The organism is Pseudomonas sp. UMAB-08 (assembly GCF_900095225.1).
Classification (GTDB): domain Bacteria; phylum Pseudomonadota; class Gammaproteobacteria; order Pseudomonadales; family Pseudomonadaceae; genus Aquipseudomonas.
Genome location: NZ_LT607420.1, coordinates 17,975 through 39,594 on the forward strand (window position 1 = coordinate 17,975; position 21,620 = coordinate 39,594).

The following is a 21,620-nucleotide window of genomic DNA, read 5'->3' on the forward strand; positions in this document are numbered from 1 at the left end:
GTGAGTGTAACGTGAACTCGGACGGGGAAAAGCTTGATGTTGGCTGCCAAGAAATATGATTTTTCAGCTATTTATAACCTTTGTTCTACGATCCGCCTCACTACGTATTTCTTGCTGTTACGACAACCGGCCCTCCGTACGCCGATAAAGGATAGACCATGAGCCTCCCTTTGCTGGCCGATCTGCCAGCCATCCTCCAGCCGTTTGTCACGCGTGCGCATCAGTCGTGGCGCACCGCCGTGGCTTCCCTTTCCGACGATATCCTTGTCACGCTGGACGCTTGGCCCGATGCACGCCGCGCCGCTTTCGACCGGGTGTGCGCGGCCAGTGACTTTGTCGCCGATCAGGTGTGCCGCGACCCGCAGATGCTCCTCGACCTTGCCGCGTCCGGCCAGTTGGAGCGCAGTTTTGCCGTGGGTGAGTTGCGCGAGCAGCTTGACGCCGCCGTGCAACTCGCCAGCACCGAGGATGAGTTGGGCCACCATTTGCGTCGCCAGCGCACCCGGCATCAGGTGCGCATCGTTTGGCGTGACCTGACCCGTCAGGCCGATCTGGTTGAAACCTGCCGCGATCTGTCGGACATGGCCGACGCTTGCATCGATCTGGCCTATCAATGGTTGTATCAGCGCCATTGTCAGCAGTTCGGCGTGCCGACCGGGCGCCGCAGTGGTGAGCCGCAGCAGATGGTCATCCTCGGGATGGGCAAGCTGGGGGCGGTCGAACTCAACCTGTCGTCGGACATCGATCTGATCTTTGGTTACCCCGAGGGCGGCGAAACCCAGGGGGTCAAGCGCCCGCTGGACAATCAGGAGTTCTTCATTCGCCTGGGGCAACGGCTGATCAAGGCGCTGGACCCGATCACCGTCGATGGCTTCGTGTTCCGCGTGGACATGCGCTTGCGGCCTTATGGCTCGTCGGGCGCACTGGTGCTCAGTTTTAACGCGCTGGAGCAGTATTACCAGGATCAGGGCCGTGACTGGGAGCGCTACGCGATGATCAAGGCGCGGGTGGTGGGCGGCGATCAAGTCGCTGGCGGGCAGTTGCTCGACATGCTGCGGCCGTTCGTTTACCGGCGTTATCTGGACTTCTCTGCGATTGAAGCGCTGCGCACCATGAAGCAGCTGATTCAGCAGGAGGTCCGGCGTAAAGGCATGGCCGAGAACATAAAGCTTGGCGCTGGCGGGATTCGCGAAGTGGAGTTCATCGCCCAGGCGTTCCAGTTGATTCACGGCGGTCGCGACCTGAGCCTGCAACAACGCCCGCTGCTTAAAGTACTGCACACCCTGGAAGGTCAGGGGTATCTGCCGCCTGCGGTGATTGGTGAGCTGCGCGACGCCTATGAGTTTTTGCGATACACCGAACACGCGATCCAGGCCATCGCTGATCGCCAGACCCAGATGCTCCCGGACAGCCCGGAAGATCAGGCGCGCATCGCCTTCATGCTGGGCTTTGCCGACTGGACGAGTTTCCACGCACGGTTGATGCATTGGCGTGGCCGCGTGGATTGGCACTTCCGCCAGGTGATCGCCGATCCCGATGAAGAGCAGGGTGAAGAAAGCGAAATGGTGGTCGGCGGCGAATGGTTGCCGCTGTGGGAGGAGTCCCAGGATGAAGATGCCGCCTGCCGCCAGTTGCAGGAAGGCGGATTTACCGATGCCACCAAGGCGCTGAAACAATTGTCAGGTCTGCGCAGCAGTCCGCAATTGCGCTCCATGCAGCGCCTGAGCCGCGAACGTCTGGACGCCTTTATTCCACGGCTGATGGCGCAGGCGGTGGAACATGAAAATCCCGACCTGGTCCTGGAACGCGTGCTGCCACTGGTCGAAGCGGTCGCCCGACGCTCCGCCTATCTGGTGCTCCTGACGGAAAACCCCAATGCCCTGCGTCGTTTACTGACGCTGTGCGCGGCCAGCCCGTGGATCGCCGAACAAATCGCACGCTTCCCGCTGTTGCTCGATGAATTGCTCAACGAAGGCCGTCTGTTCAGCCCGCCGTTGGCCCCGGAGCTGGCAGCGGAATTGCGCGAGCGGTTGACCCGGATTCCTGAAGATGACCTCGAACAACAGATGGAGGCCCTGCGCCACTTCAAGCTGGCCCACCGGCTGCGTGTGGCGGCCTCGGAAATCACCGGCAGCTTGCCCCTGATGAAAGTCAGCGATTACCTGACCTGGCTGGCCGAAGCGATTCTGGAGCAGGTGTTGGCCCTGGCCTGGCGCCACACGGTCGCCAGACACGGCACGCCGTCGCGCCCGGATGGCACTCTGTGCGATCCCGGTTTTATCATCGTCGGGTATGGCAAAGTCGGGGGGATTGAGCTCGGTCATGGTTCGGACCTGGACCTGGTGTTCATTCACGACGGTGATCCGCAGGCCGAAACCGACGGCGCCAAGCCTATAGACGGCGCGCAGTTCTTTACCCGGCTGGGCCAGCGGATCATCCATTTGCTGACCACCCAGACCAACTCCGGTCAGCTGTACGAGGTCGATATGCGCCTGCGTCCGTCTGGCGCGTCGGGGCTGCTGGTCAGCTCATTGGGCGCCTTCAGCCGCTATCAGGAAAACGAAGCCTGGACCTGGGAGCACCAGGCGCTGGTGCGTGCGCGGGTGCTGGTGGGCAGTCATGAGGTTGGTGCTGCTTTCGAAAAAGTACGGGCCTCCGTGCTGGGTCGCAAGCGTGATTTGCCTGCGCTGCGACTGGAAGTGAGCGAGATGCGCGCCAAGATGCGGGACAACCTTGGCAGCAAGTCGACGGCCGCCGGAACAGCCGCGAATGCCTTCGAAGCCACGGCGCCGTTCGATCTCAAGCAGGACGCCGGTGGTATCGTCGATATCGAATTTATGGTGCAATACGCCGCCTTGGCGTGGTCCTGGGAGCACCCGGCACTGCTGCGTTACACCGATAACATCCGTATTCTGGAAGGTCTGGAACAGGCCGGGTTGATCCCCGACACAGATGCCCACCTGTTACGCGAGGCTTATAAGGCCTATCGTGCAGCGGCTCACCGGCAGGCTTTGCAGAAAGAGGCCGGGGTGGTCGGCGGTGATCAATTTCACGCCCAGCGGCGCGAAGTGCTACGGATCTGGTCTGAGTTGGGTTTGAGTTAAGGGTGTGAATCAATGGCATCCGGCGAGCGCTCGCGACGTTAAACGTCGTGTGGCGCAGGATTTATAACGCTATGACAGGGAGGCGTCAGGTTGCGTGGCAAGGTCACGCAATTTGATAAGCCTCCCTGCTCGTTTCTGGTCGTTTTTGGATTAAGCATGAGAATTCTAATCGTTGGGCCAAGCTGGGTCGGTGACATGGTGATGGCGCAAACGCTGTTCCAGTGCCTGAAACAGCGTCATCCCCAGTGCGAAATCGATGTGTTGGCCCCCGAGTGGAGCCGGCCGATCCTTGAACGCATGCCTGAAGTGCGCAAGGCCTTGAGCTTTCCGCTCGGCCACGGCGCGCTCGAACTGGCGACCCGCCGCAGGATCGGCAAGTCGCTGGCGGGCCAGTATGACCAGGCGATTCTGTTGCCCAACTCGCTGAAATCGGCCCTGGTGCCGTTTTTTGCCGGCATTCCGAAACGCACTGGCTGGCGTGGCGAGTTCCGTTACGGTCTGCTCAACGATGTGCGCACCCTGGATAAGCAGCGTTACCCGCTGATGATCGAGCGGTTCATGGCGTTGGCCTATGACGCGGGCGCCGAGCTGCCTCAGCCGTATCCACGGCCGAGCCTGCGAATCGATGCCGCCACCCGCGATGCGGCGCTGAGCAAGTTCGGCCTGGCGCTTGATCGCCCGGTGCTGGCGCTGTGTCCTGGCGCCGAGTTCGGCGAGTCCAAGCGCTGGCCTGCTGAACATTACGCCAAGGTCGCTGAAACCCGAATTCGCCAAGGCTGGCAGGTCTGGTTGTTTGGTTCGAAAAATGATCATGCGGTGGGCGAGAGCATTCGTGATCGATTGATCCCCGGCTTGCGCGAAGAGGCTGTGAACCTCAGCGGCGACACGTCGCTGGCCGAAGCGATTGACCTGATGTCCTGCGCTGACGCGGTGGTGTCCAATGACTCGGGCTTGATGCACGTCGCCGCGGCGCTCAACCGCCCGCTGGTGGCGGTGTACGGCTCGACGTCTCCCGGCTTCACTCCGCCGTTGGCCGACAAGGTCGAAATCGTCCGGTTGGGCATCGAATGCAGCCCGTGTTTCGACCGTACCTGCCGCTTCGGCCATTACAACTGCCTGCGCCAACTGGAGCCAACACCTGTGGTCGAGGCGCTGGAGCGTCTGGGCGGCACGCCGGTCGAGGTTATCTGAGTTGCGGGTACTGCTGATCAAAACCTCTTCGCTGGGGGATGTGATTCACACGCTGCCAGCGTTGACCGACGCTGCGCGGGCGTTGCCCGGTATTCAATTCGACTGGGTGGTCGAAGAAGGCTTCGCCGAGATCCCGACCTGGCATCCGGCGGTGGCCGAGGTGATCCCGGTGGCCATCCGGCGCTGGCGCAAGAACCTCTGGCAAACCCTCAAGAATGGCGAGTGGCGGCGCTTCAAACAGCGCTTGAGCGAGACCGACTACGACCTGGTCATTGACGCTCAAGGGCTGCTGAAAAGTGCGTTGCTGACGCGTTACGTCAACGCGCCGGTGGTGGGCCTTGATCGGCAATCGGCGCGCGAGCCGTTGGCCAGTCGCTTTTATGACCGACCGTATCCAGTGGCGCGCGGGCAGCATGCGGTAGAGCGTTTACGCCAGTTGTTCGCTCAAGCGCTGGGCTATCAAGTGCCTGACGGTCTGGGCGATTACGGCCTGGATCGCGCACGGCTGCTGGACGCACCTGACAGTGAGCCGTTCGTCCTGTTTCTGCACGGCACCACGTGGACGACCAAACACTGGCCAGAGCTCTATTGGCGGCAGTTGGCTGAGCTGATGGGCGCGCGCGGTCTTCAGGTGCGCCTGCCATGGGGCAACCCGGCCGAGCTGGCGCGTGCGGAGCGGATTGCCGACGGCCTGGATAACGCGGTGGTACTGCCCAAGCTGAATCTGGCGGGGGTTGCCAAGGTCTTGGCGGGCGCTCAAGCGTGTGTCGCGGTGGACACCGGTCTCGGTCATTTGGCGGCCGCGCTGGACGTGCCAACCCTCTCGCTGTTCGGCCCGACCAACCCTGGCCTGACCGGTGCATATGGCAAGTCGCAAGTGCACATTGCCAGCGACTTTCCATGTGCCCCGTGCCTGCAAAAGAAATGCACCTATCGCCCGACCGCTGAAGATCAGCGCCGGTTCGATCTAAAACGCGAGTGGCCATTGTGCTTCACTCGCTTGAATCCCGAGCGAGTAGCGAGCCAATTGGGCGCGCTGTTGCTGGCAAAGGAACCAAGCTGATGCAACTGGCTTTTGTGCTTTATAAATACTTCCCGTTCGGCGGCCTGCAACGCGACTTCATGCGTATTGCCCTGGAATGCCAGCAGCGCGGGCATCAAATCCGCGTCTACACCTTGATCTGGGAAGGCGACGTGCCGCCCGGCTTCGAAGTGTTGGTGGCGCCGGTCAAGGCAATGTTCAACCATCGCCGAAACGAAAAGCTCAGCGCGTGGATGAAAGCGGACCTGGCCAAGCGTCCGGTGGACCGTCTGATCGGCTTCAATAAAATGCCGGGTCTGGACGTGTACTACGCCGCCGATGGCTGCTTTGAAGACAAAGCGCAAAACCTGCGTAACGCGTTATACCGTCGCTGGGGACGCTATCGTCACTTCGCCGAGTATGAGCGGGCGGTGTTCGCCAAAGACGCAAAAACCGACGTGTTGATGATTTCCGAAGTGCAGCAGCCGTTGTTCATCAAACACTACGACACGCCACTGGAGCGCTTCCACCTGCTCCCGCCGGGCATCGCCCCGGATCGTCGCGCGCCGGCCGATGCGCCGCAGATTCGCGCCGAGTTCCGGCGCGAGTTTGGCCTCGCGGACGACGACTTGCTGGTGGTGCAGATTGGCTCCGGGTTCAAGACCAAGGGCGTTGATCGCAGCCTGAAAGCGCTGGCCGCCTTGCCTGCGGAGCTGAAAAAGCGCACCCGGTTGTTTGTGATTGGCCAGGACGACCCCAAGGTGTTCCAGCTGCAAAGCGCCACGCTGGGGCTGGGCGAGCATGTGCAGTTCCTCAAGGGGCGCAGTGATATTCCGCGTTTCCTGCTGGGTGCCGACCTGTTGATTCACCCGGCCTACAACGAAAACACGGGCACGGTTCTGCTTGAAGCGCTGGTGGCTGGCTTACCGGTGCTGGTCAGTGCAGTGTGCGGTTATGCGCATTACATCGCCGAAGCCGATTGTGGCCGGGTGCTGGACGAGCCTTTCGAGCAGGCGCAACTCAATCAGTACCTGGCAACCATGCTCAAGGATGAGGCTGCACGCAGGGCCTGGAGCCTTCATGGCCTGGCCTTCGCCGATACGGCGGACCTCTATAGCATGCCGCAGCATGCGGCCGATGTGATTCTGGCGGAGCACCACGGATGAAATTGATCCTTGCTGAGCCGTTCAAAAGCCTCTGGAATGGGCGCGATGCGTTCGCCGAAGTCGAGCGTTTGGACGGTCAGGTTTATCGCGAGCTCGAAGGTCGGCGCACGTTGCGTACCGAAGTCGAGGGTCGCGGCTATTTCGTCAAGATTCACCGGGGTATCGGCTGGGGTGAAGTGGCCAAAAACCTGATGACCGCCAAATTGCCCGTGCTGGGCGCCGGTCAGGAGTGGAAGGCGATCAATCGCCTGCACGAAATCGGCGTACCCACCATGACCGCCGTTGCCTATGGCGAGCGCGGCAGCAATCCGGCCGCGCAGCACTCATTCATCGTCACCGAAGAATTGGCGCCGACCGTCAGCCTGGAAGATTTCAGCATCCATTGGCGTCAGCAACCGCCGCAGCCAAGGCTCAAGCGCGCACTGATCGCCGAGGTCGCGCGCATGACCGGCATGATGCACCGCGCCGGGGTCAATCATCGTGACTGCTACATCTGTCACTTCCTGCTGCACACCGACAAACCGGTGACGGCCGATGATTTCAAGCTGTCTTTGATCGACCTGCACCGCGCTCAGACACGCAAGACGATCAGCATGCGCTGGCGTAACAAGGACTTGGCCGCGTTGTATTTCTCGGCGCTGGACATCGGTCTGACCCAACGTGACAAATTGCGCTTCCTGCGCGGCTACTTCCAGCAGCCTTTGAGGCAGATCCTGGCAGAGGAAGCGGCGTTGCTCAGTTGGCTGGAAAGCAAGGCCAACAAGCTGTACGCACGCAAAGTACGCTACGGGGATGCGCTCTGATGCCTGGCTGGAACCTGGAACCGGCCTACGGCGCGCTTGTCGATGACTTTGGCAGTCTGGATGCGGTCTTTGCCTTGCAGGGCGAACGGCTGACGCTTGATCCGTTGTCCGAGGTGATCCGCGTCGAACGAGATGGCGTGAATTACTACGTCAAACGTTATGTCGGTGCCGGCAAAGGTTTGCGTCGCTACATGGGCCGGCCGCGGGTCAAGTCCGAGTGGCAGAACCTCAAGCGCTTCGCCAAGTGGGGCATCCCGACGGCGGAAGTGATTGCCTGGGGGCTTGAGCGTCGAGGCACTGCTTATGATCGCGGTGCATTGATCACCCGCGAATTGCCACGGACTGAAGATTTGTCTGTGCTGGCGGGTCGGCGTGACCCGTTGCTGTCGAGCCCGGACTGGGTCGATGGCATCAGCCGGCAGTTGGCCCGCTATACGCGCGCCATGCATGACCGGCGCTTCACCCATAATGATTTGAAATGGCGCAACTTGTTGGTCGATGATCAGTCCACGCTGTTTTTGATCGACTGCCCCAACGGTGCGTTCTGGTGGGGCTTCTTGTTGCGGTACCGGATCATCAAAGACCTGGCCTGTCTGGACAAAGTCGCGAAATATCACCTGTCGGCGACCCAGCGACTGCGGTTCTATTTACAGTACTGTCAGCGGCCGCGCTTGAGCAGTTCGGACAAAAAACGCATTCGGCATATTGTCAGTTTTTTTGAGGGCCGCGAATGAGTGACTTCTTCGCCGCAACGGATCGTGGGTTGCTTGAACGCCATGGTCTGGCGAGTTTCGACGCATTGTGGGACGTCCAGCTGGACGCCGTCGACGAGCCCAATACCGGGCGCGGCGGCTGGAGCAGCGTGTTTCGTCTTGAGCTGGAAGGCTCCGGCTTTTACCTCAAGCGCCAGAGCAACTACCTGACCCGAACCCTGCATAGCCCATTTGGCGAGCCTTCGTTTTCTCGCGAATTTCGCAATATCAGCCGCTACCAGGCGTTGGGCATTCCCGCGCTGCAGGCTGTCTTCTTTGGCGAACGCAAGGTGGAAGGCGAGCGTCGGGCGATCCTGATGACGCGGGCGCTGGACAGCTGGACTGATTTGGACACTTTGCTGGAGCAGTGGCTGACGCTGACCGCTCACCAGCATCTGGCAATCCTCCAGGCCTGTGGGCAACTGGCGCGTACGCTGCATTCCGCTGGGCAGGTTCATGGTTGTTTTTATCCCAAGCATATTTTCCTGCGCTCGCGCTCGGGTGCGTATCAGGCGCAGTTGATTGATCTGGAAAAAACCCGGCCGGTGTTGTTCGGTTGGCGTGACCGGATCAAAGACCTTGAGCCATTGCTGCGCCGTGCGCCGATCTGGACCGAAACCGAGGTGCGTGACCTGTTGGCGACGTATCTGCAAGCGCCTACCACCAGCGCGGTCGATACGTGGTGGCAACGATTGTCCGAGCGCCGTAGCCATAAAGAGGCCCGCTGATGCGATTGTCTGAACTCAACGCTGCCGGACGCACGCCTGCGTTGCCAATGAACCTGGCGCTGGCTGATGCCGCGGGCCCTGCCGAGCTGCAACTGCTGACCTTGCTGCGGGTGTTGCCGGGACAGCGTTATGTCGGTGCCGGTATCTGGCGCGGACGTCCTGTGTTGGCAAAACTGTTGGTCGGCTCCAAAGCGGCGCGGCATTTTCAGCGCGAGCTGGCTGGCGTGCGATTGCTCGCCGAGCAAGGCATGACCACACCCTTGTTGTTGGCCGATGGCCTGCAACAAGGCGAGGGTGGCTGGTTGTTATTCGAGTTTCTGGAGCCTGCGCAGAGCCTCGGCAAAGCCTGGTCTGACGTAGAACACTTGCCTGTCTTGGCGCCCGAGCAGCAAGCCGTATTGGGCGACGCGCTTTCAGCCATCGCCCAGTTGCACAGCAAAGGGTTGTGGCAGGAAGACTTGCACCTGGACAACCTGCTGCGTCACAACGGCCGCTTGTATTTGATCGACGGCGCGGGGATTCGCGCCGAGCAGGCCGGCAAACCCCTGTCGCGAGCCCGCGTACTGGAAAATCTCGGGGTGTTTTTTGCTCAGTTGCCCAAGACCCTTGAGCCGTTCACTGAAGAATTGTTGGTGCATTACCTGTTGAGCAACGGCGAACATGGTTTGCCAATGGAAGCGCTACAAAAACAGATCGATAAGGTTCGCGTTTGGCGCCTGAAGGACTTCCTCAGCAAGGTCGGCCGCGATTGCAGCCTGTTCAGCGTCAAGGACAGCGCCTTTGGCCTGCGCGCGATTCGGCGCGAAGAAGAGGCCGCGATGACGCCGGTACTGGCTCAGGCTGATCAGTTGCTTGATCACGGTCATCTGTACAAAACCGGTGGCGCGGCCAGTGTCGGGCGTGTGGACGTGGCCGGTCGACCCTTGGTCATCAAGCGTTACAACATCAAGAACTTCGCCCATTGGCTCAAGCGTTTCTGGCGCCCGAGTCGCGCCTGGCATTCGTGGCGTGAAGGCAATCGGCTGGCGTTCCTCGGTATCGCGACGCCCAAGCCACTGGCGTTGCTGGAGCAGCGATTCTTCTGGCTGCGGCGCAAGGCTTACCTGGTGACCGAATTCTTGCCGGGACCGGACATCATCGAGCGATTTGCGCCTTATGTAGCGTCAGGCAATGCGCCGGACATTGAGTTGCAGGCGCTGGATCAGTTGTTCGGCCAGTTGCTGCGCGAACGCATCAGCCATGGCGATCTGAAAGGGCATAACGTGTTCTGGCACCAGGATCGGTGGGCGCTGATCGACCTAGACGCGATGTGCCAGCACGCCTCGGACTCATCCTTTGCGACGGCGTTTACCCGTGATCGTGCGCGCTTCATGCGTAACTGGCCGGTCGACAGCGCGCTGCACCAAGTGCTGGAGCAGCGCCTGCCTAAAACGGCTGGATGAGTTCATGCCCTCGCCGCGTCTAGTCCTGAAATAGGTTTGCACCTGTTTCAGGACTAGACAGGGTGACCCACCCGACCACACCCCGCATCATTACGCTATAATCCCGCCCTTTAGCTGTTCCTCGCGTCTTTTGCGAGAGCACATTTTTCTCAGGCGCCTGCCGCCTGCATGCAGACTAAAGAGGCTAGACCCCTGTGGCATTGACGATTCTTGGCCTGTCCGGCGCCCTTAGCCATGATCCTTCCGCAGCCCTGTATATCGACGGCAAGCTGATTGCGGCCGCTGAAGAAGAGCGCTTCGTTCGCGATAAGCACGCAAAGAACCGCATGCCCTACGAGTCGGCGAAGTTCTGCCTGGAGCAAGCGGGTATCAAGCCTTCGGACGTTGACGTGGTGGCGATTCCCTTCGCCCCTATCAGCTTGTTCGGCAAGGCGCGCTGGCACTATGCCAAGCGCTACTGGTACGCCCCGGATCGCGCCCTTGATGCGCTGCTGATGGGCAACCGCCGCTACAAACGCTATCGCAACAAAATCGTTTTCTGCCTGGAGCAGTTGGGCTTCGATCCGAAAAAAATCAAGATCGAGCCCGTCGAGCACCATCTGGCCCACGCCTCCAGCGCTTACCACTGCTCCGGTTTCCAAGAGAAAACCGCGATCATGGGTATCGATGGCAAGGGTGAGTACGCCACGACGTTCTTCGGCTACGGCGAGAACGGCAAGATCCACAAGATCAAAGAGTTCTTCGACCCGGACTCCCTCGGCGGCCTGTACGGCGCGATCACCGAATTCCTCGGCTTCGAAATGCTCGACGGCGAATTCAAGGTCATGGGCATGGCGCCTTATGGCGATGCCAGCAAATACGATTTCTCGCGTCTGGCGACATTCGAAAATGGCGAGTTGGTCATCAACACCGACTACGCCAACGTGATCGGCCTGCGGCGCTATAAAGAGAAGGGCAAAGGCTTCTACTTCTCGCCGAAGCTCATCGAGTGGCTGGGTCCCAAACGCGAAGGCGACATCGCCGACGAGCCCTACATCCACTACGCCGCAAGCATGCAAGCGCTGTTCGAGAAGCTGTCGCTACAAATGATGGACTTCTACCTGGGCGATATCCTCAAGGAGACCGGCAAGCTGGCGTTCGCGGGCGGTTGCGCGCTGAACGTCAAACTGAACCAGAAGATCATTGCGCGTCCTGAAGTCAAAGAGCTGTTCGTGCAACCGGCCTCCGGTGATGCCGGGACCGCTGTAGGTGCTGCGGCTTATGTGTCCCACGCGCGCGGCGTGCCCGTGGAGAAGATGGAACACGTCTATCTCGGTCCGTCATACAGCAACGAAGACGTGATCGCTGCCTGCGCCCGCCACCCGAGCAAGCCGGTCTGGCGCCAGATCGACAACACCCCACAGCGCATCGCCAAAATCATGGTCGAGGGCAACCCGGTCGCCTGGTTCCAGGGGCGTATGGAGTTCGGTCCGCGCGCCTTGGGCGGTCGTTCGATCATCGGGTGCCCGAGCATTGCCGGCGTAGCCAATCGCATCAACGAACAGATCAAGTTTCGTGAGCGCTGGAGGCCTTTCTGCCCGTCGATGCTCGACACCGTCGGCCCGCAGATGATCAAGGTCGATCATCCTGCGCCCTTCATGACCTTCACCTTTGAAGTGTCTGACGAGTGGAAAAGCCGCGTGCCGGAAGTGGTCCACGAAGATGGAACCTCCCGTGCCCAAGTGCTGGAGCGCAAATACAACCCGCGCTACTACGACATGATGAAGGCGCTGGAAGAACTGACCGGCAACGGCGTGTCCTTGAACACTTCGCTCAACCGTCGTGGCGAACCGATGATTTGCTCGCCTACCGATGCGCTGAACATGTTCTTTGGTTCAGACCTGGAATACCTGATTATGGAAGACATCCTGGTGCTCAAAGACGGCGTGGATGCTTATGACACGTTCGGCTGAACGCCATGTGCTGCAGTTTTGTCACGGCTATGACGGGCCGTTCCTCGACTGCGCCCGGCAGTACGCCAGCCTGTTCGCAGGCAAGGGATACCGGGTTACCACGGTATTCCTGACTGGCGCGGTCGATGCCGAGGTCGCCGCCGGTTGCGCCTCGGACGAAGTGCTGTTTCTCGAATACAGTTCCAAGGACGTCCGCGGCCTGAAGCTCGGGGCGATCCGCGATCTGCGCAAGATCGCCGCCACGCGTTCCTTCAGTTTCTGCATCGCTCATCGTTTTAAACCGGTGTACATCGCCCTGCTGGCCACCCGTTTGCCAGTGATTGGCGTACATCACGCCTTTGGTGATTACCATCGCCGTACGCGCAAACTGTTCGCTCATATTTTCCGCTGGCGTCTGAGCCTGCTGGGCGTGTCTGATGCGGTGCGCGATGACATGCGTGCAAGTCTGCCCAAGTGGCCGACCGGGCGCATTCAAACCCTCTACAACCGAATCGACATCGAGCAGTTGCAGGCGACTCAACTGCCCGCTGCCGAGGCGCGCGAGGCCCTGGGACTGTCGTCTTCGGCCTTTATCGTCGGCAACGTCGGTCGTCTGCACCCGGACAAAGACCAGGCGACGCTGCTGCGCGGGTTCGCCCTTGCGCGGCCCTCGTTGCCGGAAAACAGTCAGTTGGTGATTATGGGCAAGGGCCGTCTGGAGCAGGACCTTAAAGAGCTGGCACGTGAGCTCGATATAGGCTCGCAGGTGCTGTTCCTCGGTCAGGTGGCTGACGCGCGGCGCTATTACAAGGCGTTCGATGTGTTCGCCCTGAGTTCGGATAACGAGCCGTTCGGCATGGTCCTGCTCGAAGCGATGGTTGCCGGGGTTCCGCTGTTGGCAACCTCGGGCGGCGGCGCCAAGGAAGTGGTCGAAGGCGTGGGTGTCCTGTTTCCTCTGGGCGATGATCAGCATTTGGCTCAGGGCCTTGGTTATCTGGCCACGCTGGATGACGAGCAGCGCACTGCGTGTGCGGAACTGATGCTGCAACGCCTTCGCGAGCGTTTTTCCGATCACGCCGTGCGCGATGTGTTCTGGCGCCTGCCGCAAGTCACCAGCCTGATCGCGGAGTCGTAATGCTTAACCGATTACAAGGCTGGCGTGAACGTGGCTGGACCCTGATCGATGCCTCTGCCTACGCGCAGGCCTGGCAGCAGTTTGGCGGCAGCGTGGCGACCCATCCTTTGGTGGTCGAGCGGCTGGCCGGTCTGGCAGATATCCCTGTGCGTTATCTGGGCTGGGAGCAGGACGGCGAGTTGCAAGCGGCGATCCCGACCTGGGGTCGCTCATTGGCGCTGTCCAAGGACGTGCTGAAAAGTCAGGGCAAGAAAGGCCTGTTCGACTTGGGTAATGCCGAACTGATTCTGCCGATCGCGGCCGGCGCGCAGATTCCCTTGCGCCATCGGGCCCGTTATTTGTCGGCGCTGCATGAAGGCCAAGTCAGTACCCTCAAGCCCCAGGCTGAATCGCTGGCCATGGCCCGCACCCCGGAAGAGCTGTCGAAGAAATTTCGCTATAACCAGCGCCGCGAGCTGCGCCTGCTGGAGGAGGCGGGTGGCGTGGTACGGCCAGTGACCGACTTCACCAGCGTCGAACTGGCGAGCATGTATTGCGATTTATTCCAGCGCCGCTGGGGGTTCCCTGCGACGGGCGCCGAGCGCATGGCTGATGTGATCGAATTGCTGCGTGAGCTGTTGATCGGCTCGGTGGTGTTCCTCAACGACGCCCCCATCGCTATTCAGTTGGTGTATCGAGTCGAAGCGCCGCAGTGGATCAGCGTCGAATACATCAACGGCGGGGTCGATCCGGAAACCCGCGACTTCAGCCCCGGCAGCGTTCTTAGTTTCCTCAATACCCAGAGCGCCTGGGAACACGCGCGCGCCCTCGATAAACCGCTGCGTTTCTCCTTCGGGCGTGCCGACCGCGAATACAAGGACCGTTGGTGCAACCCTGTGCCAGTATTCCAGGTATGACGCAGGGTGTGAGCCGAAAACAGCAGCTGCTCAAGCGCCACCGTCGCACCAAGCGCGTGGCGTTGCTGATTGGCTTGTTGTTGCTGATCGTGACGGGCGTTCTCGTGGCGTGGTGGCTGCCCCTGCCGCTGGCCATTATGGCGTGGGTCGCGCATGAGGCCTGGTTTGCTGACCACCTGTTCTACTCGCCAAAAGACGATTATCACTACCGCTTCCCGGCCGACAGCGAGCAGCTGAATGTGCGCCTGGACGGCGAGTTTCTGCGCCTCGGTGATGCACCGACGCTGACTGGCGACGAAACGCTCGTCCTGGCGATACAGGTCAAAAGCGCATGGCTTGGCCGCTTTCTTGACCCGGCCATCGATCTGCTCGGTGACAGCGTTCATGACCGACAGACGTTTGAGCGCGGCGTTGATGGCTTGCGTTATCTGAATCTGACCGGCCTGGGACAGTCTTTGACGGGGGGTACCTTGCGCCTGCGCGGGCGCTTTTGTCGTTTGCAGGGTTCGCCCAGGCTGTGGCTGTTTCGTCACCCCGATGCGCGTCGTCAACGGGTGATGGTGATTGCGCCCCACGCTGACGATGCCGAACTGGCGGCGTTCGGTCTTTACAGTCAGGCCGATGAAGCCTGGGTCGTAACCCTGACCGCAGGCGAGATCGAAGCCGAGCATTACCAGCAGATGGGCATGGATCGCGCGGATGCCGCACGCATCAAAGGCCGCCTGCGCGCCTGGGACAGTATTGCTGTACCGCGATGGGGCGGTGTGCCTGAGGCGCACTGTGTGCAACTCGGCTATTTCTGCCTGCAACTCCCTGCGATGCAAGCCGCGCCGGACCAGCCTGTCGCGTCGCGGGAGGCTGATCTGAGCGATACCCGGCTGTTCCGCCAGTTCAATCCGATGCCGTTGCCGGGTGATGCGGACGGTGCGCCGACCTGGAATAACCTGCTGGCTGATTTGCGTGCCTTGCTGTTGCAGGCCCGCCCGCAGGTGCTGGTGATGCCGCACCCTTCGATCGATCCGCACCCGGATCACATCTGCGCTCAGGCTGCCGTGCTTGAGGCGTTGCGGGGGCTGGAATGGCAGCCGGAGACTATTCTCGGTTACGCCAACCACCTGCACGACAATGATCGCTGGCCAATGGGTGACGCCTATACGGGCGTGAGCCTGCCGCCCTTTTTTGTTGAAGGCGCCGACCCTGGGTCAGAGTTGATCCCCTACAGCCTGGAGTTGTCGGTGCCGTTGCAGCGTGACAAGGCGATGGCGCTCGGGATGATGCACGACTTGCAACCGCCGATGCCGTTCAAGCGACGTCTGCGGCGCTTCTTGCAGCACCTGTTGGCTGGCCGACGCTGGCCGGCGGAAGGTGAAAATGAATTTTTCAGAAAAGCTGTCCGTCGTCACGAGCTGTTCTGGCGCAGGGATATTTGATTCAGCAGGCACCCGTGCTGCAAGGAAAATGATGAAAGTTCTGTTTCTGGTCCAAAAAGAACAACGGGCCATTCTGGATCGTCTGTACGAAGGTGTCGCGGCTCATTGCGAGTGCGATCTACGCTGGCTGACGTCGGCTGAGCAGCGAAACCTGCGCAGCTACTTTCGACGCGAAGTCGATGTGACGCGCTACGACCGTATCGTCTTTTTCCTACGCTTTAAGCAGGAAATTCGCCAGGTTGCTTTCATCCGCACAGTGCCCAATCTGGTGATCCTGGAGCATGACGCCTACCAGAATTACATCCCCTGCAAGTACACAGGCAAGTTCAGCGCGCACTACCGCAAACTGCCTTGGGCGCGGGTGATCAGTTCGGGCTTCATGGTCAGCGAACGGCTGCGCGAAGAAGGCTTCGATGCAGTGTTCGTACCCAAGGGCTATGATCAAAGCTTGTTACAGGATCAGGGTCGCGAGCGGGACATCGAGCTGGCATTCGTGGGCAGCACCAACAGTGTTGCCTACAGCGGACGCAAGGCGCTGCTTGACGAGTTGGGTCGGGTAGAAACACTGCTCGTGACCCGCACCAAGTCGGGCGAAGAGTATTGCGCCACGCTCAACCGGATTCGCTTTTTCGTCAGTGCCGATGTCGGCATGGGCGAATTCATGATCAAGAATTTTGAAGCCATGGCCTGTGGCTGTGTGCTGTTTGCGTTCGACCAGGGTGACGCCGAAAATCGTGCGCTGGGTCTGCAGGATATGCACAACGTGGTGTTTTACAGCAGCATTCCTCAGTTGCAGGAAAAGCTCGCGGTATTGCGGGCCGATCCAGAACTGGCGGCCCGTATCGCCGTCAACGGTCGGCAACTGGCGGTTTCACAGTTTAGTTTCGCGGCGATTGGTCAGCGGATTGTCCAGGAGCTTGAGCCGGCACTGCGTGAGCGAGCGCCGCTGAGTTGGCTGGAGCGTTTGCGTAATACGCTAGGGATTTGAGGTTTTTAGGCATGTCGCGATGGGTAAAAATGGCTCCAACGTATCAGCGCTGTGCGTTGGTGGGTGCGGTGTTAAAAAGGTTTTAACATTTTGGAAAAAAACAGGCGGCAAATAGAGATGGTAATGAAACTTGGATTGCGTGAGGATGCAGCCCTGTTTTTTTTACAACAGGTTGCTATTTTGCGGATGCCGAGCCGTGGTGAACAGATACCGCGGCGGACGCAGCGGTGGGAATCGAAGGATTGAGTGCGAACATGAAATGGCCTCTGGTCTCGATTCTGGTGCCTTGTTTCAACCATGAGCGCTACATTGAGGAATGCCTGCTGAGCATCCTCAAGCAGGACTATGACAATTTCGAATTGATTGTCGTCAATGACGGATCGACTGACGCCAGTGCAGAAAAAATAGAAGCGCTGCGCCAGATTTACGGATTCCAGTTCTACCAGCAGGACAATCAAGGCGTGAGCGCTGCAGTGAACACCGCCCTGAGTCATGCCTCTGGTGAGTTTGTGATTACTCATGACTCCGATGATGTGATGTTGGCAGGCCGTCTGTGCAAACAGGTCGCCTACCTGCAGGAACACCCGGAAGTGGGCTTGCTCGGTGCCAGGGCGATCTATATCGACGCTAATGGCACGCGACTCAAAAACAGTGAGTCGCGCAATACCTCCGTGCAAACCTGGACATTCGAGCAATTGCTGGCCAAAGCCCACGCAGTGGGTGCACCTGTCGCCATGTACCGGCGTGAGGCGATTGATAAGGTCGGCGGTTACGATCCCTCGATCAAGGTTCAGGATTTTCAGATGACCCTGAAAATTGCCTACCTCAATTACCGCATTGATATCCTGCCCGACTTCGTCACCTTGTACCGTCGGCACGATACGAACATTTCCAAGGTCGAGTACAAGAGTCAGTTGGTCTATGACCTGCAGGTCATAGACGCTTATAAAGACAACCCGGCCTATGCGTCGGGAAGGTTGGCGGTGATTAACAAAGCGCTGAAAGAGTCGGTGGTTTTCGACAAGGCATTTGCCCGTGGTTTATTTGCCAGCGTACCGGTCTATCGCTGGAACAAATTAACGTGGAAAAGATTCAGGCACTTCATTTTCAAGTCCAACAAGAATAAAGGTGTTCGGTGAGTCAGAATCTTCAACAGCGCAGCGGATTGATGGAAGGCTTCGCTGATATCCAGATGCAGCTGCGTGCAACGATCAATAAATGTGGCATCGCGGGTTTGCTACTGGGGTTCGGTCTGTTCTGGAGCGTCGCCGGTGTGCTGCTGACACCTTCGATGAAGTTCTACAGCTGGCTGCTGACAGCCTTCGTTTATCTGCCGTGTATCTACCTGCTGTTCAAACGGTTTGGTGATTTTCGCGAGACGCTACTGAGTCGGCGCGAGCTGTGGCTGTTCTTGCTGGTATTCGTCTGGTCGATGGTTTCTTTGATCTGGAGCCTGGGGGCGGAACAATACCTGACGCTTATCAAGCGCCACCTGTTTTTTCTGTCACTGTTGCTGGGCTGGATCGTCTGGGGTCGGATGTTCAACCGCCAACTGCAGGGTATGTTCATTCTCTGGGGTGGCCTGGCTGGTATCTATTCGCTGGTAGCGCTGATTGCTTACCCCATGCGTGGCCTGGACAGGCTTTACGGGTTTGGGGGGTTCATGGATAACCCCAACCCGGCGGGTTATACAATCGCGTTTCTGGTCGTGCTCAGTTGCACCTGGTGGCCACAGCGCACTGGCGCGCGGGTCGTTTGGGCGTTGCTCCAGGCCTGTTCGATTGCATTCGTGGTCATGACCGGTAGCCGTGGTTCGTTGCTGTCATTGATGGCGGTGGCGGGTTTTGTCATCTTGATGGGGGGGGGGCGGTTATACCGGGTGCTGGCGCTGATCATGATGGTGGCGGCCGCGTTACTGATGGTCTTTGAGCCGTCGTTGCTGGAGCGAGGTGATTCCGAGCGCTTGACGCTGATTCGCGGGGCCTTGGCGCTTGTTCAACAGCATCCGTGGCTGGGTATTGGTCTGGACAGCAGCTATGCCATCAATGCGGGTGGTGTCGTGTTCGATCACTGCCACAACTTTATATTGGACACTGCTGTGCAATACGGCGTGATTTTCACGGCGCTGTGGCTGGTTGTTTGGGGCTGGGTGGGCGTGCGGGCGTGGCGGTATCGCAGTCAGACCTTGGGCATGGCCATTCTGATGGCTTGGGTGTTTGCCACGGTGGCGCAGCAGTTTGATGTGTTTACGCTGTTTGGTCGCGCGCGGGCCATGTGGATGGTGGTGTGGATGCCTTTCGTGCTCTGCTTGTGCCTGGGCAAAGTCCGGAAAGAAGACCTTGTCCGCTGATTGATCTGCTCAGTCGGCGAGCGTCAACTTGTCCACGAGCATGTCGCGGTCCCAGTCATGAACGCTGTGTTGGTTGTAACTGTTAAAGAAGATCGTGCCGTGCTCCTGGAATAACCATTCATGGTCATTCTGGTAGCGACGCATGTGCTGGAAGTTACGCAGGCACATGTTTTTACGCAGAGGGCTTCGCAGGGAGCGCATGTCTGCGATGTCGATCAATCCCAGCTCGTTGTCTGGCGTCAGTACGACATTGCCCAGGTGCAGCGAGCGGAAATAAACCCCCAGATTATGCAAATGGGCAACAAAGCGGCCGAACTGTTCCAGCAATGCAGGATTGTTGAAATGGGTCGGGTCGGCGATCAGTTGCCTAAGGGTCTGGCCCGGTAATGGCTGATAGTGCACCACGTCGCGCGCGATGCCGGAAACCCGATAAGTGGCCAGCACATTAGGGCAGGGGACCCCGCGCTTTTTGAGTTTCAGGGCGTTATCGGCAAAGCGATTGGCATAAGGAAAGAACGCTGCCGACGAAATCAGCCGTTTGCGCCGAAACAACTTCATGAAGTTGCCATCTTCAAGGCGCAGAACCTTGTCCCCGAAGAAGTCAGCTTCGATCACTTCGGCATCTCTGCGTAAGGCTTGATAGTCAGCGTAAGCGAGTGCGCGCATGCGGGCTCCTTCGAAAATGGCCGTCATCATACCCCAGCCTGCGCCTTAGGGTTTAATGGTGCCGGCCTGTGCTAGTATTCCGGCTCTATTTTTCCGTACCGATGACTATGAGCAAGCCAGATCAAAGCGAATCCTCCAGTCTGAAAATCTATTTCCGACTGCTGACCTATGTGAGGCCCTATCTGGGCATATTCATCGTCAGCATCATCGGCTTTGTGATCTTCGCGTCGACCCAGCCGATGTTGGCCGGCATCCTCAAGTATTTTGTCGATGGTCTGAGTAACCCTGAAGCCGTGCTGTTTCCGACCGTACCGTATCTGCGCGATTTGCAGTTGCTGCAGGCCGTGCCGTTGTTGATCGTGTTGATTGCCGCATGGCAAGGCCTGGGTTCGTACCTGGGTAACTACTTTCTGGCGAAGGTTTCGCTGGGGCTGGTGCATGATTTGCGGGTCGAGCTGTTCAACAAACTGTTGGTCTTGCCCAACCGTTATTTCGATACGCACAACTCGGGTCATCTGATTTCACGCATCACGTTTAACGTGACCATGGTCACCGGCGCCGCTACCGACGCGATCAAAGTGGTCATTCGTGAAGGCTTGACCGTGGTGTTCCTGTTCATCTATCTGCTGTGGATGAACTGGCAGTTGACCCTGGTGATGTTGGCGATTCTGCCGCTGATCGCGATTATGGTGGGCAGCGCGAGCAAGAAATTCCGTAAGCAGAGCAAGAAAATTCAGGTGGCAATGGGCGATGTTACGCACGTGGCCTCGGAAACTATCCAGGGCTACCGGGTGGTGCGTAGCTTCGGTGGCGAGCGTTACGAGCAGGAGCGCTTCGCCCACGCCAGTCAGGGCAATACCGACAAGCAACTGAGAATGACCAAGACCGGCGCGGTGTATACGCCGATGCTGCAATTGGTGATCTACACCGCCATGGCGGTTTTGATGTTCCTTGTGTTGTACCTGCGAGGCGACGCGACCGCCGGCGATCTGGTGGCTTACATCACCGCAGCCGGTCTGCTGCCCAAGCCGATCCGTCAGCTGTCGGAAGTCAGCTCGACGATCCAGAAGGGCGTGGCAGGCGCCGAGAGTATTTTCGAACAACTGGACGTCGAGCCGGAAATCGACACCGGGACGTTTGAGCGCGACCGTGTCTCCGGTCACCTGGAAGTGCGCAACCTGAGCTTCACCTACCCAGGGACCGAGCGTCAGGTGCTGAACAACATCAGCTTCACCGCCGCGCCAGGGCAGATGATTGCACTGGTTGGCCGCTCCGGGAGTGGCAAGTCGACCCTGGCCAGCCTGATTCCGCGTTTCTATCACCATGAGCAGGGCGAAATCCTGCTCGATGGCGTCGAAATCGAAGATTACCGTCTGCGTAATCTGCGTCGACACATCGCTCAGGTCACTCAGCACGTCACCCTGTTCAACGACAGCGTTGCCAATAACATCGCGTACGGTGATCTGGCTGACGCGCCACGGACCGATATCGAAGAGGCAGCGGCCGACGCCTATGCCAAGGAATTCGTCGAGCAGCTGCCGGAAGGTTTCGACACTCAGGTCGGCGAAAACGGTGTGCTGTTGTCTGGCGGTCAGCGCCAGCGTCTGGCGATTGCCCGGGCGCTGCTCAAAAATGCACCGTTGTTGATTCTCGATGAAGCAACCTCGGCGCTGGATACCGAATCCGAGCGTCATATCCAGGCAGCCCTGGATCACGTCATGAAAGGTCGCACGACGCTGGTGATCGCTCACCGCCTGTCGACCATCGAGAAAGCCGATCTGATTCTGGTCATGGATCAGGGAAGCATCGTCGAGCGCGGGACCCATGCCGAGCTGCTGGCTCAGAATGGTTACTACGCGCGATTGAATGCCCTGGGCCTGGATGAGCCGGTAGTCGCCGGTATCGCCTGACGCATGCCCCGCCCGCGATGCGGTGTATCCATACACCGCATCGTCTGGATCGCAGGCAAGCCAGCGCCTACAGATGGTGACACGCCAACCCTGTGCTAAGATTCGGC

General features: G+C 59.3%; 17 protein-coding genes. 16 read left to right on the forward strand and 1 reads right to left on the reverse strand.

Going from position 1 to position 21,620, the window contains the following annotated elements; translation table 11 throughout:
• Positions 1-158 precede the first annotated feature (158 nt).
• From glnE to K0F75_RS13585, 15 genes are all read left to right on the forward strand, one after another.
• Positions 159-3,104, forward strand: coding sequence for a bifunctional [glutamate--ammonia ligase]-adenylyl-L-tyrosine phosphorylase/[glutamate--ammonia-ligase] adenylyltransferase (gene glnE / locus K0F75_RS13515; protein WP_219062377.1), 2,946 nt, complete (start codon positions 159-161; stop codon positions 3,102-3,104).
• Positions 3,105-3,260: 156 nt separating this feature from the next.
• Positions 3,261-4,295: a lipopolysaccharide heptosyltransferase II gene (gene waaF / locus K0F75_RS13520; RefSeq protein WP_219062378.1), complete on the forward strand. Its 1,035-nt coding sequence runs from the start codon at positions 3,261-3,263 to the stop codon at positions 4,293-4,295.
• 1 nt (position 4,296) lies between these two features.
• Entirely contained in the window at positions 4,297-5,358 is a 1,062-nt protein-coding gene (gene waaC, locus K0F75_RS13525; RefSeq protein WP_219062379.1) for a lipopolysaccharide heptosyltransferase I, read from the forward strand.
• On the forward strand, positions 5,358-6,482 hold the full coding sequence (locus K0F75_RS13530) for a glycosyltransferase family 4 protein (RefSeq protein WP_219062380.1): 1,125 nt from the start codon (positions 5,358-5,360) through the stop codon (positions 6,480-6,482). Before waaC ends, K0F75_RS13530 begins: the two co-directional genes overlap by 1 nt.
• Positions 6,479-7,285: a lipopolysaccharide core heptose(I) kinase RfaP gene (rfaP, locus tag K0F75_RS13535; protein WP_219062381.1), complete on the forward strand. Its 807-nt coding sequence runs from the start codon at positions 6,479-6,481 to the stop codon at positions 7,283-7,285. The genes K0F75_RS13530 and rfaP overlap by 4 nt, the downstream gene beginning before the upstream one ends.
• A complete protein-coding gene (locus tag K0F75_RS13540; protein WP_219062382.1) occupies positions 7,285-8,019 on the forward strand; it encodes a lipopolysaccharide kinase InaA family protein in 735 nt (244 codons plus the stop codon). The genes rfaP and K0F75_RS13540 overlap by 1 nt, the downstream gene beginning before the upstream one ends.
• Positions 8,016-8,765: a lipopolysaccharide kinase InaA family protein gene (locus K0F75_RS13545; protein ID WP_219062383.1), complete on the forward strand. Its 750-nt coding sequence runs from the start codon at positions 8,016-8,018 to the stop codon at positions 8,763-8,765. The genes K0F75_RS13540 and K0F75_RS13545 overlap by 4 nt, the downstream gene beginning before the upstream one ends.
• Positions 8,765-10,207 (forward strand): lipopolysaccharide kinase InaA family protein, encoded by a 1,443-nt coding sequence (locus K0F75_RS13550; protein ID WP_219062384.1) that lies wholly within the window; start codon positions 8,765-8,767, stop codon positions 10,205-10,207. The genes K0F75_RS13545 and K0F75_RS13550 overlap by 1 nt, the downstream gene beginning before the upstream one ends.
• Positions 10,208-10,401: 194 nt before the next feature.
• Positions 10,402-12,159, forward strand: a complete 1,758-nt coding sequence (locus K0F75_RS13555; protein ID WP_219062385.1) for a carbamoyltransferase — start codon at positions 10,402-10,404, stop codon at positions 12,157-12,159.
• A complete protein-coding gene (locus tag K0F75_RS13560; protein WP_219062386.1) occupies positions 12,143-13,273 on the forward strand; it encodes a glycosyltransferase in 1,131 nt (376 codons plus the stop codon). Before K0F75_RS13555 ends, K0F75_RS13560 begins: the two co-directional genes overlap by 17 nt.
• Positions 13,273-14,169: an antimicrobial resistance protein Mig-14 gene (locus K0F75_RS13565; protein WP_219062387.1), complete on the forward strand. Its 897-nt coding sequence runs from the start codon at positions 13,273-13,275 to the stop codon at positions 14,167-14,169. Before K0F75_RS13560 ends, K0F75_RS13565 begins: the two co-directional genes overlap by 1 nt.
• An 8-nt stretch (positions 14,170-14,177) precedes the next feature.
• On the forward strand, positions 14,178-15,599 hold the full coding sequence (locus K0F75_RS13570; protein WP_219062388.1) for a PIG-L deacetylase family protein: 1,422 nt from the start codon (positions 14,178-14,180) through the stop codon (positions 15,597-15,599).
• A gap of 31 nt (positions 15,600-15,630) precedes the next feature.
• On the forward strand, positions 15,631-16,587 hold the full coding sequence (locus tag K0F75_RS13575; RefSeq protein WP_219062389.1) for a glycosyltransferase: 957 nt from the start codon (positions 15,631-15,633) through the stop codon (positions 16,585-16,587).
• Between the two features lie 254 nt (positions 16,588-16,841).
• Positions 16,842-17,726: a glycosyltransferase family A protein gene (locus K0F75_RS13580; protein WP_219062390.1), complete on the forward strand. Its 885-nt coding sequence runs from the start codon at positions 16,842-16,844 to the stop codon at positions 17,724-17,726.
• A complete protein-coding gene (locus K0F75_RS13585; protein ID WP_219062391.1) occupies positions 17,723-18,937 on the forward strand; it encodes an O-antigen ligase in 1,215 nt (404 codons plus the stop codon). The genes K0F75_RS13580 and K0F75_RS13585 overlap by 4 nt, the downstream gene beginning before the upstream one ends.
• A gap of 9 nt (positions 18,938-18,946) precedes the next feature.
• On the opposite strand, the gene K0F75_RS13590 is transcribed toward K0F75_RS13585, so the two are convergent.
• A complete protein-coding gene (locus K0F75_RS13590) occupies positions 18,947-19,603 on the reverse strand; it encodes a phosphotransferase (protein ID WP_219062392.1) in 657 nt (218 codons plus the stop codon).
• A 107-nt stretch (positions 19,604-19,710) separates the two neighbouring features.
• Here K0F75_RS13590 and msbA point away from each other — a divergent pair, with 107 nt between their 5' ends.
• Complete coding sequence (gene msbA / locus K0F75_RS13595) at positions 19,711-21,513, forward strand: lipid A export permease/ATP-binding protein MsbA (protein WP_219062393.1); 1,803 nt, start codon at positions 19,711-19,713, stop codon at positions 21,511-21,513.
• The last annotated feature ends 107 nt before the right edge of the window (positions 21,514-21,620 follow it).

Excerpts from the sequence above, each read along its gene's own strand:
- msbA (WP_219062393.1), top strand. The coding sequence starts at position 19,711 with ATGAGCAAGCCAGATCAAAGCGAATCCTCCAGTCTGAAAATCTATTTC.
- K0F75_RS13540 (WP_219062382.1), top strand. The coding sequence starts at position 7,285 with ATGCCTGGCTGGAACCTGGAACCGGCCTACGGCGCGCTTGTCGATGAC.
- K0F75_RS13550 (WP_219062384.1), top strand. The coding sequence starts at position 8,765 with ATGCGATTGTCTGAACTCAACGCTGCCGGACGCACGCCTGCGTTGCCA.
- K0F75_RS13565 (WP_219062387.1), top strand. The coding sequence starts at position 13,273 with ATGCTTAACCGATTACAAGGCTGGCGTGAACGTGGCTGGACCCTGATC.
- K0F75_RS13590 (WP_219062392.1), bottom strand. The coding sequence starts at position 19,603 with ATGCGCGCACTCGCTTACGCTGACTATCAAGCCTTACGCAGAGATGCC.
- K0F75_RS13575 (WP_219062389.1), top strand. The coding sequence starts at position 15,631 with ATGAAAGTTCTGTTTCTGGTCCAAAAAGAACAACGGGCCATTCTGGAT.
- glnE (WP_219062377.1), top strand. The coding sequence starts at position 159 with ATGAGCCTCCCTTTGCTGGCCGATCTGCCAGCCATCCTCCAGCCGTTT.
- K0F75_RS13530 (WP_219062380.1), top strand. The coding sequence starts at position 5,358 with ATGCAACTGGCTTTTGTGCTTTATAAATACTTCCCGTTCGGCGGCCTG.
- K0F75_RS13560 (WP_219062386.1), top strand. The coding sequence starts at position 12,143 with ATGACACGTTCGGCTGAACGCCATGTGCTGCAGTTTTGTCACGGCTAT.
- K0F75_RS13580 (WP_219062390.1), top strand. The coding sequence starts at position 16,842 with ATGAAATGGCCTCTGGTCTCGATTCTGGTGCCTTGTTTCAACCATGAG.
- rfaP (WP_219062381.1), top strand. The coding sequence starts at position 6,479 with ATGAAATTGATCCTTGCTGAGCCGTTCAAAAGCCTCTGGAATGGGCGC.
- K0F75_RS13545 (WP_219062383.1), top strand. The coding sequence starts at position 8,016 with ATGAGTGACTTCTTCGCCGCAACGGATCGTGGGTTGCTTGAACGCCAT.
- waaF (WP_219062378.1), top strand. The coding sequence starts at position 3,261 with ATGAGAATTCTAATCGTTGGGCCAAGCTGGGTCGGTGACATGGTGATG.